This is a genomic window from Massilia sp. IC2-278, from assembly GCF_020708045.1.
Classification (GTDB): domain Bacteria; phylum Pseudomonadota; class Gammaproteobacteria; order Burkholderiales; family Burkholderiaceae_D; genus Telluria.
The window spans coordinates 32,159-44,065 of record NZ_JAJFES010000002.1 but is presented as its reverse complement, the minus strand read 5'-3'; the positions used below and the strand labels follow the sequence as shown (position 1 = coordinate 44,065).

General features: G+C 65.4%; 11 protein-coding genes. 6 read left to right on the top strand and 5 right to left on the bottom strand.

The window, feature by feature from the left end:
• Nucleotides 1-31 precede the first annotated feature (31 nt).
• Both LK540_RS05035 and LK540_RS05030 read right to left on the bottom strand, forming a co-directional pair.
• Nucleotides 32-796, bottom strand: coding sequence for a hypothetical protein (locus tag LK540_RS05035; RefSeq protein ID WP_229435962.1), 765 nt, complete (start codon nt 794-796; stop codon nt 32-34).
• Between the two features lie 42 nt (nt 797-838).
• On the bottom strand, nt 839-1,639 hold the full coding sequence (locus LK540_RS05030) for a hypothetical protein (protein ID WP_229435961.1): 801 nt from the start codon (nt 1,637-1,639) through the stop codon (nt 839-841).
• A gap of 107 nt (nt 1,640-1,746) precedes the next feature.
• Here LK540_RS05030 and LK540_RS05025 point away from each other — a divergent pair, with 107 nt between their 5' ends.
• The 5 genes from LK540_RS05025 (at nt 1,747) to LK540_RS05005 (ending at nt 5,973) form a co-directional block, all read left to right on the top strand.
• Nucleotides 1,747-2,343, top strand: a complete 597-nt coding sequence (locus LK540_RS05025; protein WP_229435960.1) for an RNA polymerase sigma factor — start codon at nt 1,747-1,749, stop codon at nt 2,341-2,343.
• Nucleotides 2,336-2,962, top strand: a complete 627-nt coding sequence (locus LK540_RS05020; protein WP_229435959.1) for a hypothetical protein — start codon at nt 2,336-2,338, stop codon at nt 2,960-2,962. The genes LK540_RS05025 and LK540_RS05020 overlap by 8 nt, the downstream gene beginning before the upstream one ends.
• Nucleotides 2,959-4,344, top strand: coding sequence for a caspase family protein (locus LK540_RS05015; protein WP_229435958.1), 1,386 nt, complete (start codon nt 2,959-2,961; stop codon nt 4,342-4,344). Before LK540_RS05020 ends, LK540_RS05015 begins: the two co-directional genes overlap by 4 nt.
• 142 nt (nt 4,345-4,486) lie before the next feature.
• Entirely contained in the window at nt 4,487-5,086 is a 600-nt protein-coding gene (locus tag LK540_RS05010) for a type IV toxin-antitoxin system AbiEi family antitoxin domain-containing protein (protein WP_229435957.1), read from the top strand.
• A gap of 14 nt (nt 5,087-5,100) precedes the next feature.
• A complete protein-coding gene (locus tag LK540_RS05005) occupies nt 5,101-5,973 on the top strand; it encodes a nucleotidyl transferase AbiEii/AbiGii toxin family protein (RefSeq protein WP_229435956.1) in 873 nt (290 codons plus the stop codon).
• 172 nt (nt 5,974-6,145) lie between these two features.
• Here LK540_RS05005 and LK540_RS05000 read toward each other — a convergent pair whose 3' ends face one another.
• From LK540_RS05000 to LK540_RS04990, 3 genes are all read right to left on the bottom strand, one after another.
• Complete coding sequence (locus tag LK540_RS05000) at nt 6,146-7,975, bottom strand: DUF885 family protein (RefSeq protein ID WP_229435955.1); 1,830 nt, start codon at nt 7,973-7,975, stop codon at nt 6,146-6,148.
• 12 nt (nt 7,976-7,987) lie between these two features.
• Entirely contained in the window at nt 7,988-9,133 is a 1,146-nt protein-coding gene (locus LK540_RS04995; protein WP_229435954.1) for a branched-chain amino acid ABC transporter substrate-binding protein, read from the bottom strand.
• A 93-nt stretch (nt 9,134-9,226) separates the two neighbouring features.
• Nucleotides 9,227-9,712, bottom strand: a complete 486-nt coding sequence (locus LK540_RS04990) for an Lrp/AsnC family transcriptional regulator (protein ID WP_229435953.1) — start codon at nt 9,710-9,712, stop codon at nt 9,227-9,229.
• 139 nt (nt 9,713-9,851) lie between these two features.
• On the opposite strand from LK540_RS04990, the gene LK540_RS04985 reads away from it, so the two are divergent.
• Nucleotides 9,852-11,810, top strand: coding sequence for an aminotransferase class V-fold PLP-dependent enzyme (locus LK540_RS04985; protein WP_229435952.1), 1,959 nt, complete (start codon nt 9,852-9,854; stop codon nt 11,808-11,810).
• Nucleotides 11,811-11,907: the final 97 nt, after the last annotated feature.

Sequence of the window (11,907 nt, the reverse complement as noted above, 5' to 3'; positions counted from 1 at the left end):
CCGCCTTGCGCGGCCCGGTCCACCCTACACATCACATCTCCGCCAGCACCGTGCCGCGCGCATCCAGCAAGCGCACCTTCATCACCTGCAGCTTGATGCGGCGGTTGCTCGGATCGGCGTCCTGGGCATACGCATAAGTCTCCAGACGCAGCGGTTTATACGAACTCAGGTAGCCCTCGATCTCGCGCGCCCTGGCTTCGTCGGTCACCTTGAAGGCGGAGAAGTCGGCCGCGTTGGTGGTGGCCAGGGTGTACTGGCTGTTGTCGTTGAAGAAGGTGTAGCGGTCGTCCGAGAAGTCGTTGAGGGCAAAGGACTTCTTCTCGAAGTCATAGCGCTGCAGCAGGCGGCTGTCCTGCTGGTCGACCACGACGTAGCGGCCGTTCTTCGCCCCGGCGATCTCGCCGTCGATGCGCGGCTGCAGCGCCTTCAGGATGTCGCGCTGCTTGAAGCTGTCGCTGGTGCGGCGGTATTCGTCGGAATAGGTCTTGGCGATCTCGTCGTAGGGCGCCGGCATGTTCGACAGCGCGTAGTACATGAACATGACCTGGTGGCCGCTGTCGATCTTGCGGTAGGCATTCAGGGGCGTGGCCGGGTCGCCCTTCGGCAGGGTGGCGGCAACCGCCTTGTTGACGGCGTCCGGGTTCTGCAGGTCGGCCAGGCTCGCAGGGGTAGCAGATGCGGCGGCAGGTGTGGCGGAGGCAGCGGGCGTGCCGGCCGGCGCTTCGTCCTTCTTGGAGCAGGCGGCAAGGCTGAAGGCGAGGGCGATCTGGACGGCGAGGATGGTGGTCTTTTTCATGGTTGTGCTCAGAAGGTTGATGGTGGCAAGGTTGAGGGTGGATTAACGTTGACGGAGTGCGCGCAGGCCGATCCAGGCCAGGTACAGGGCGGCGGCCAGCGACACATAGATGCCGAAGCCAACCGAGACGGCCTGCATCACTTGTTTCATCATGGCGCCGACGATGTCGCCCATTCCGCTGCCGGCCAGGCTTCCCATCTGCTCGGTGGCGGCGTTGGCCATGGCGTTCATCTTCATGTAGATGCCGAGGCCGACCGCGGCAAGGAAGGCCAGCGGTGCGAAGTAGCCGAACGGCGCCAGGCGGTGCTTCCAGAGGGCCGGCAGGGCGGGCGCGGCCATGGCCAGGATGCACAGCAAACCGTAGATGCCGGCGCTGCCGCCGCGGCCGAAGTCCTGCAGGCTGGCGCCGGCGTTCACCATGCGCAGCACGTCGAACATGGTCGCGCTTTGCGCCATGCCGGCCATGATCTGCACCGTCACCGCGGGCAGCCAGATCCAGCTGATGGCGACGATGGCCATGGCCACCAGCACCGGCGTGCCGATCTTCTGCACCGACGCGCGCAGCACCGGCGCGCCCTTGCCCAGGGCCTGGCGCGCCAGCTCGCCGGCGATCTCGAGTTCTTCCTTGCCCACGCCGACCGGGTTCACCGTCCGCAGCTGGCCCGCTTCGTCGAAGCCGATGTCGACGGTGCCGCCGGTCTGGGGCGGGGTGGTGCCGGCCCAGTGGTCTTCGAGCGTGAACGGGATCTTGTTGCCGTCGACCGCCAGCAGGCCGGGGCCGGCCTGGGTGTCGCGCAGGATTTTCCCGCGCACGGTGCGGGTGGAAGTGGTCAGGGTTTGCATGGGTGGTGGCTCCTCGGGTCAGGGTGGGTCGGTGTTAGCATCTGTGCCCGTGTATCGCTGCCGGGTTCGAACCGGTTCAATCTTTTTTCAGATTTTTTTTGACGAACATGCGAAACCTTCCCCGCCATGAAGTGCGGATGCTGTTGAACCAGATCGCGCGCGGCGACGATACAGCGTTGGCCAGGCTGTACGCGGCCTACCAGCCCATCGTGTATGGCTACGTGCGTGCCCAGGTGTGGGACGACCCGCATGCGGTCGAGGAGATCGTCAGCGATACGCTGCTAGTGGCCTTCCGCAAGACCGATGCGTATACCGGCGTGTCGGAGTTCTCGACCTGGCTGTGCGGCATCGCGCGCAACAAGGTGGCCGACTGGCGGCGCCGCAAGGGACGGACCGAGGACGTGTTCGTCAACGATCCCGACGCCATCGACAACGCCGCCGCGCCGGGGTGGGGCGTGCTGGAACTGATCGAGGAGCGCGAGCGCGGCGCGGCGCTGGTCGAATGCATGGACCGGCTGCCGGACAGCCAGCGCGAGGCGCTGTACTGGAGCGCGGTGGAAGAGTGCGGCCTGGATGAAGTGGCGGCGCGCACCGGCGTGCCGGAAGGGACGGTGAAATCGCGCCTGTTCCATGCGCGGCGCCGCGTGCGGGAGTGCCTGGAGCGGGCCTTTGGTAGCGACTTCGGAGGAGAACGGAATGGATGACAAGGCACAGGCACGCGCCAGCTTCCGGGCGGCGCTGCCCTTTTATATCAACGGCACGCTGCCGGAGGGCGAGCGTGCCGGGGTCGAGGCGTTTCTTGCGCTTGACGCTGAAGCGCGCGAAGAACTCGCGTTCGCCGAGGCGCTCGCCGGTGCGGCGCGCCAGCATGTGGAAGAGCGCGATCCGATGGCCAACTTCGCGCAATTCCAGCAGCGCCTGGCCGCCGCACGCGCTGACGATCAGAAGCCGCAGCGGCGCGGCTGGCGCGAGTGGGCAACCAGCTGGGGCTTCTCGCCGGCGCTCGGCTTCGTCATCGCCCTGCTGGGACTGCAGACGGTGATGAACCTCGGCGTGATCACGCGCCCGCTAGACGAACCCGTGACCCGCTCGCTGGCCACGGCGCAGCGTGCGGCCAACCTGAAGATCGTGGTGAGCGCCAACGCCAGCATGGCGCAACTGGCCGAACTGCTGCAGGCGCAGCGCTGCCAGATCGTCTGGGGGCCGGGCAGCGGCGGCGAATTCTGGCTCGTGGTCGACGACCGCAAGCGCATCGAGGCCGTGCGTGCTGCGCTGCTGCGTTCGAACCTGGTCGACGACGTGCTCGTGCTGGAGCAGGAATGATGCGGCGCTTCTTCCTGCTGCTCGCGATGTTGTCCACTGCGCTGCTGGTCTTTGCACCGGCCAGGGCGCAACTGAAGACGCAGGCGCCGGCGTCGCCGACGAACCGCTATGCGCTGGTGATCGGGAACGGCAACTACGGTGCCAACAGCCTGCCGAACACGCGGCCCGATGCCGAGCTGATTGCCGCCAGCCTGCGCCAGGCCGGCTTCGACGTGACCCTGAAGACAGACCTCACACGCAGCGGCATGTTCGACGCCACGCGCAGCTTCGCCGAACGCCTGCCGGCCGGCGCTTCGGCCGTCGTCTACTACGCCGGCCATGGCATGCAGATCAAGGGCGAGAACTACCTGCTGCCGGTCGACATGGTCATCACCGGCGAGGAGGGAGTAAAGGCGCGCGCCTTTCCGCTCCAGGCCCTGCACGAAAGGCTGGCGCTGTCGAAGTCCTCGGTCAACGTGATGATCCTCGACGCCTGCCGCAACAACCCTCTCCAGCCGGTGAAGCCGGTCAAGCTGCGCAGCTTCGAGAACCTGGGGCTGGCGCCGTCCAGCGCCGCGCGCGGCACCCTGGTGGCCTACTCCACCGCACCAGGCCAGCTGGCCGAAGATGGCGCCGGGCGCCGCCACAGCATCTACACCGAGACCCTGGCCAGGCTGCTGACCCAGCGCGGGCTGCCGGCCGAGACGCTGTTCCGCACGCTATCGGACCAGGTGCGGCGCCAGACGCGGGAAGACCAGCAGCCCTGGTTCGAGTCCTCGCTGGCCGGCGATTTTTACTTCCTGCCGCCGCCGGGCTGGCGGCCGGGTGCGGCGCCGCTGACGGCACGTTCGAACGCCGCCAGTGGCCGCTCGCGCGGCATCGGCTCGATTGGCAGCACCGGCAACGATGCCTGGTACCGCGACATGGACGAATCGGATTGGACCGGGCTCGATCATGAGCTGGAAGCACGCGCGCATGCGGCGGACAGCAACGAGATGGCGCTGCTGCGGCGCCAAGCGGGCAAGGGCAATGTGGTGGCGATGACCACGCTGGGGCTGGCTGCCTTGCAGGATGCGGGCGGCAGCGGCGCCGAGCGCCGGCAGGCCAGGGCGCAGGCAAAGGGATGGTTCCTGAAGGCGGCGCGGCTGGGCTTCCCGGTGGCGCAGACCGAGCTGGGGGAGATGCTGTATGCCGACCGCACCGCGCAGTCGCGCGAGGAGGCGATAGGCTGGCTGGAAAAAGCGGCGCGGGCGCGCTACCCGCGTGCGCGCATCGATTTGGCCCAGCTGCGCATGCAGCAGAACCCGACGCCGGAATCGGTCAAGGCACTGTGGGGGACGATCATGGATAGCAATGCGACGATGATGAAGCAGGGGAAGATGCAGCCGAAGACAGGGCAGTAAGGGCAGATACCGAGCGGTTTCAGGAGCACAGTCTCCACTGCGGATCTTCCCCGCCGTTGGGTGAGATTGACAAGATGAGGTAGTGGCGTTGCAAAACGTCGGTAGATATTGACATTTACCGACGATATGCAACAATAGGGGCATGAATACCCAGCTCCTGCCTACCGCGCTGCAAGCTGTCAATAAACCAGCCTTCCGGGCGAAGGATGCCATCGACGCCGGCCTGTCGCGCATGGCGCTGACGCGTCTGGTGCGTCAAGGCGATATCACGCGCATCGCACGCGGCCTGTATGCAGTCACCAACAGGCCCAGCACGGAACTGGACAGTCTGGTCGACCTTGCCGCCTACAGCGAGCAGGGCGTCTTCTGCCTGCTGACTGCCCTGCGGTTTCACAAGCTGACTACCCAGTCGCCCTTCGAAGTCTGGCTGGCACTGCCCAACAAGGCACGTGCCCCGAAGATCGACTATCCCCCGGTCAGGATTGTCTGGTACTCAGGCGCGGCACTCACGGAAGGCGTCGAACGGCACGAGGTGGCCGGACAGGCCATCAAGGTCTACGGTATTGCGAAGACAATTGCCGATTGCTTCAAGTACCGCAACAAGATCGGCGTCGATGTCGGCATCGAGGCGTTGCGCGAGGCATGGCGTGAAAAGCGCGTGACGATGCGCGAGCTTTACCATTTTGGTAAGGTTTGCAGGGTCGAGAAAATCATGCGTCCTTATCTGGAGTCGCTTGTTTGAACGGGACAAGCAACATGCCGCAGTCGGTTCTGGCCCGGCTCAAGAACACGGCAAGGGACGCGCATCTCGAGTATCAGCAAGTGCTGACCCGGTATGGCCTGGAGCGCATGCTGTACCGCTTGTCCATTTCGGAACATGCCGGCGCCTTTCTGCTGAAAGGTGCCATGCTGTTCAACCTGTGGTTCGATATTCCGGTACGGCCGACCACCGATGTCGACATGCTGGGTTATGGAGAACACGGCCTGGATACACTCGAAGCGATTTTCAAGGATATCTGTGCTATTGCGGCCGATGACGGCATCGTCTTCGATGCCGATACGGTGAAGGCAGCCGAAATACGCAAGGAATCGAATTACGCGGGTGTGCGTGTGACATTTACGGGACTCATCGACAAGGTGCGTTGCCCAATCCAGGTCGATATTGGTTATGGCGATGCGGTCACCCCCGGCGCTGAAGAAGTGGCCTATCCGGTCCTGCTGGCCGGTATGCCCAGCCCCGCACTGCGTGCCTATCCGCGTTATACCGTTGTGGCCGAAAAAGCCGAAGCCATGCTGTCACTGGGGATGGCCAACACGCGGATGAAGGATTATTTCGACTTATGGATATTGAGCCGGCATGCCGAATTCGACGGAGCCGTCATCCAGCTGGCGCTGAAGGCAACACTGGAGCGTCGGCAAACGGAAGTCGACTTGCAGCCGATCGGCCTGGCTGATGCATTCAGCCAGGACGTATCCAAACTGTCGCAATGGCGCGGCTTTATTAAAAAGAACAAGCTTCAGGCGCCGGATTTGGCTGGCGTAGTCGAAGAACTGAAGGTTTTTCTGCTTCCCGTTTTGGCTGGCAGCGTAGGCAGCCAGCACTGGGCAGGTGGAGGACCGTGGCGGTAAATTTTCCGCAAGGCGTGAGCCTGTCGCAGCAATCTTCATCAAGAGCCGGCGAGCGAAGTGTTGGTTCGGTCTGACGTCCTGGCAGTGTTGACAGGTCGCGAAGACTGGTCGCTTCAGTGCGGCTCGCTGCATGACGCAGATATAAAAAAGGTGGGCATCGCCCACCTTCGCATCAGGACTGCTTGCCCTCCGCAATCCACCGATCCACCTTCGCCTCCAGCAGCGACAGCGGCAGCGTTCCTTCACCCAGCACGATGTCGTGGAAGGCGCGCAAATCGAACTTCGGCCCCAGCGCGCTCTCCGCGCGGCGGCGCAACTCGATGATCTTCAGCGCCCCGATCTTGTAGCCCAGCGCCTGGCCCGGCCACACCATGTAGCGCTCGATCTGCGCACGCGAATCCGCTTCGCTGTAACCCAGCGTCTCCGAGAAGTACTTGATGCCCTGCTCGCGCGACCAGCCCTTGGTGTGCATGCCGGTGTCCACCACCAGGCGCGCGGCGCGCAGCATTTCGTCGTTCAGGTGGCCGAAATAATCTTCCGGTTTGTCGAACAGCCCCATGTCCTTGCCCAGGGTCTCGGCATACAGCGCCCAGCCTTCGGTGAACGCGTTGTTGCCGCCGAATTTGCGGAAGTTCGGCAAGCCGAGTTCCTGCAGTAGGGCGATGTGGAAATGGTGGCCCGGCTGGCCTTCGTGCAGGAACAGGGTGACCATGCCGGTGCTGCCGTACTGCGTCGGGTCGTTCACCACCGACCAGAACACGCCCGGACGCGAGCCGTCCACCGCCGGCGGGGTGTAGTGGTCCGAGGCCGTGGCGCGGCTCAGTTCAGGTTCGAGGCGCAAATCGAGCGGGGATTTGGGCATCAGGTTGAACATGGCCGGCAGCTTGGTGCGCAGCTGGGCGTCGAGCTTGCGGTAGACGTCGATGACTTCCTGGTCGGTCTTGAAGGGCTTGTACTTCGCCTGCTGCGATACCCAGGCCGGCAGGCCGGCGGCCGGGCCGTTGTAGCCCATCTTCGGGCCGGTGCGGCCATATTCGCCCTGGATGCGTGCCACTTCCTTCAGGCCGATCTCGTGGATCTGCTCGGGCGTGAGGCTGGTCGTGGTCTGGCTCGCCACGCGTACCTTGTACCACTCGGCGCCGTTTGGCAGGGCGTCCCAACCGGTGCTGGTGCGCGCGGCGGGCAGGTATTCCTTTTCCAGGAAGGTCGACAGGCGCGCCAGCGCAGGATTCAGTTTGCCGCCAATGGTGTCGCCGTACAGTTTGGTCAGGCTGCGCTTGTCCGCATCGGAGAACGAGGCCGGGAAGCTCTTCACCGGCGAATAATAGATGCTGTCCTCCGGCGTGGCCGCCACCAGCTGCCTGAACTGGGGCAGGGCGGACGCCATCACCGATTTCGGATTGGTGACGCCGCGCTTGACCCCTTCGCGCATGTTGGCGATCGCCTGGTCGATCCACGGGCCGAGCTGGGCCAGGCGGCTGGCGTAAGCGCGGTAGTCCGCCACGCTCGACAGCGGCTGGGCGCCCTGGCCGCTGGCGTAGTTGGCCAGCGTCACCGGCATGCTGTCCATCTGGTTGATCGGCAGCAGGTACTCGGGGAAGGGCTCGAAGCGCAGCGCGGTGGCCAGCTCGTAGTCGAGGATGTCGTAGCTGGTCTGGTCGCGCGGGCTCAGGCCATCGCGCTTGATGGCGTGCAGGCGCTTCTGGAACGCTTTATACCGTGCAAACTGTTTAGCCCGTTCTTGCGGCGAGATCGTCATGCCGATCTGGTCGATGAAGCGGTTGTCGCCGTTTTCGCTGGCGGACACGGGGTCGAAGCGCGCGATGGCGTCGTAATACTCGTCGGCGAGCTTGTTGAGCGCCTTGCCGGCTTGCGGGTTGGCGGCGGCCTGTTTGCCCGCTGGTGCGGCGGCCTGCTTTTCAGCCTGGCCTGCGGCCAGGGCAGGGGAGCAGGCGATGAGCGCTGCGGCGGCGAACGCGCCGAGCTTGAACAACTGGGTCATGTGATTGAATCCTTAATAGCTTGCCAGCGGCGCCAGTGCGCCGTTCTTGAAGGTGTAGACGGTGACGGTGGTTTTCTTCAGGTTGCCCTTGTCGTCGTAGCCGTAGGTGCCGACCACGCCCGCGTAGCTCTGGCTGCGCAGCTGCTGGGCCACTGCTGCCGGGTCGAAGGAATTGGCCGTCTTCATCGCCTGGGCGATGAACATGGTTTGGTCATAGAACGATGGCGCATACACGTCCGGCTCGCGCTTGAAGCGCGCCTTGTACTTGTCGAGGAAGGCCGGGCCGCCGGGCTGCTTGGCGATGATGGCGCCGGCCTGGGCGCAGCGCACGTTCTCGCCGACGGCCGGGCCGCCGAGTTTCGCCATCTCGGGGCTGCACAGGGTGTCGCCGCCGAGCAGCGGCACGTTCAGGCCGAGCGCCTTCATCTGGCGCGCCATCGGCGCGGCCTGCGGTGCATAGCCGCCGAAGAAGATGGCATCCACTTTCTTCGCGCGCAGCGAGGTCAGGATGGCGGCGAAGTCGCTCGCCTTGTCGTTGGTGAATTCATGGCCCGCGATCTTCATGCCGGCGGCCTGGGCCTGGCGCTTGAATTCGGCGGCGATGCCGGTGCCGAAGGCCGTGCGGTCGTCGATCACGCCGACGTTCTTCACCTTCAGTTCCCTGGCCGCATAGCTGGCCATCGAGCCGCCCACCTGGGCGTCGCTGGCGACGGTGCGGAACACGGTCTTGTAACCGCCTTGCGTGATCTTGGGATTGGTGCCGACCGTCGACATCAATGCGCCGGCTTCGTTGTAGACGCGCGAGGCGGGAATCGCAACGCCCGAATTGTAGGGGCCGAGGACGAACTTCACGCCGCCGTCGACCAGTTTCTGCGCCACAGTCACGCCCTGCTTCGGGTCGCCGGCGTCGTCTTCGGATTGCAGTTCGAAGCGCACGGTCTTGCCGGCCACCTTGATCTTCTGCGCGTTGAGGTCCTCGACCGCCAGGCGCACGCCGTTTTCGTTGTCCTTGCCGGCAAAGGCGTTGGCGCCCGAGAGCGGCCCGGTGACGCCGATTTTCACGACCTGCTCTTGCGCCAGCGCGGCGTTGGTCATGGTCGTCGATACGCACAGCAGCGCGGCCAGCGCCAGCGGCGCCATGTTCATTTTCGATGGCATCAGCCTGTCTCCTTGATTGCGAACAGCTGCAATCATCGCATGAAAAGAGCCAGGTGCTCCAGACCTCCGGGGCCGGAGATTCAGGCCGGAGATTCAGGCCGGCAGGCCGTGCGCGATCAGCTCCAGCGGCAGCGCGGTGGTGTACTTGATCTGCTCCATCGAGAAGGCCGAGGATACCCCGGCCAGCTGGGCGGTCTTGATCAGCTTCTTGTAGAAGCGGTCGTAGCCTTCGATGTCGGTGGTGACCACTTTCAGCAGGTAGTCGACGTCGCCGCTCATGCGGTGGAACTCGAGCACTTCGGGCAGGGCGGTAACGGCGGCGGCGAAGCGCTCGAGCCACTTTTCGTCGTGCTCGCGGGTGCGCACGCTCACGAATACGGTGACCGGCAGCCCGACCTTCTGGCGGTTGACGATCGTGACCCGGCTTTCGATGTAGCCCTCTTCTTCGAGGCGCTTGACGCGCTTCCAGCAAGGGGTGCTCGACAGCCCCACCTTTTCGCTCAGGCCCGAGATCGACAGCGTTGCATCCGCCTGCAACGCCGCGAGAATGGCACAATCAAATTTGTCTAGTGAATTCATTCTATTTATATGTCACTATTAGAACAAACATGCTTAGTTTTGGAGATATAGAAACGAATTAAGAACAAACACTTCTATACAAATTCGTACCATATTGCTTAACAATAACACGATCTTCGCCCGATATTTCACTTTTATTATGGTTCCCGAACTCTATCTCGACGCCAATGCCACATCGCCCGTGCTGACGGCCGCCATCGCCGCCGCGCACGCCGCCCTCGAGATCGATTTCGGCAATCCGAGCAGCAGCCATGCGGCCGGCCTGCGTGCCCGCCTGATCCTTGACGATGCACGGGCGCGGGCGCGCCGCGTGCTGGGCGCGGCAACGGGCCGGGTGATGTTCACCAGCGGCGCCACCGAGGGCATCCAGACCGCCGTACTGTCGGCCCTGTGCGCCGTGCGCGAACGGCGCGCCGCCGGCGAGCCTTGTGGCGACCTGCTGCTGTACGGCGCCACCGAGCACAAGGCCGTGCCGGAAAGCCTGGCGCACTGGAACCGCATCCTCGGCACGGAGCTCACCCTGCAGGCGCTGCCGGTCGATGCCGACGGCCGCCACCGCCTCGACCTGCTGCGCGAACTGGCGCCGCGCACGGCCTTCCTGTGCACGATGGCCGCCAACAACGAAAGCGGCGTGGTGTCCGACCTCGACGGCATCGCGGCGGTGCTGGAGCAGACCGGCAGCCCGGCGCTGTGGATGGTGGACTGCGTGCAGGCGCTCGGCAAGCTGCCTCTGGCGCTGGACCGTACCCGCATCGATTACGCGCCGTTCTCCGGCCATAAACTGTATGCGCCGAAGGGCGTCGGCATGCTGTATGTGCGCGCCGGCGCGCCGTTCACGCCGCTGATGTGCGGCGGCGGCCAGGAAGGCGACCAGCGCTCGGGCACCGAGAACATGGCCGGCATCGCGGCTCTCGGCGCGGTCCTGCGGGCGCTGGAAGAGGGCCGCACCTTCCGCACCCATGCGCAGCTGCTCGCCGTGCGCGAACGCCTGGCCGCTGCCCTGCGCGCGGCCTTCCCGGCGATCGAATTCAATACCCCCTTCGAGCACGCATTGCCGACCACGCTGAATTTCGCCGTGCCCGGCCTGTCCGGCAAGGCGCTGCTCGATTTGTTCGACGCCGCCGGCATCCGCGTCAGCGCGGGTTCCGCCTGCTCCGCGGCCAAGGCGGCGCCCAGTTATGTGCTGGAAGCGATGGCGCTGCCCGACTGGCGCTGTGCGAACGCGGTGCGCCTGTCGGTCGGGCCGCTGCTGGACGACGCCTTTGTCGATGCGGCCTGCGCGCGCATTGCGCGTTGCGGCGAGGCGCTGCACCGGAAACCGCTGGCGGCTTCGTCCTCCGGAGATGGGCGCGCCGGCGTGTATCACTGCGGCCTGGACGGCGGCTGGCTGGTATTCGATCCGAAAGGCGGCGACTGCGTGGCGATCGATGTGCCCGAGACCCAGGCCGGTGCCGCCGCGGCCCTGCTGCAACGGCACGGCTACCGGCTGCGCGCGGCGTTCGGCGCGGGCGCCGCGGCCTTGTGTGCACAGGTCGATGCCGATGCCGGCGCCTGGCCGGCCGATGGCGAAACGGTGCGCCTGGCCGACGGCACACCGGCTACGGCGATCCGCCTGGGCCGCGACCTGCTGGTGCGGCGCCCTGGCGGCGGCTACCTGCTCGGCGCACTTGAAGACGGCGTGCTGCGCCAGGCGCGCCTGCTGTTCGCCCACACGCCTGCCGACACGCAGGACGCCGGCAATGCCATCGTCTGCCTGCCCATGGGCATCGAGGCACCATCGGTGGAACGCAAACCCGCCGAGCTGGCGCGCTACCACCTGAAACACTTCTTTGCCGAGCACCCGGATGCGCTCTTGATCGACGTGCGCGAAGCCTGCGAGCACGCGGCCGGCGCGCCGACGCTGCAGGGCCGCGCCGCCTACAGCCTGCCGCTGTCGCGCCTGGCCGAATATGCAGCCTGGCTGCGCGACGAAGCGCGTCCGCTGCTGTTCTTCTGCCGCAGCGGCAACCGCAGCCTGAAGGCGGTGCAGTGCCTGCAGGGGCTGGGGCGCGAGCGCGTCTGGCACCTGGCCGGCGGGCTGGCCCTCCTGCGCAACTGAGCGCAACTGAGCCCGGCTGAACTCGACCGAGCGCAAACAGCGAGCCAGCAGGCCGCCGCGCGGAAACACAGCGTACGTTAGCGCACGGTTTCTCATC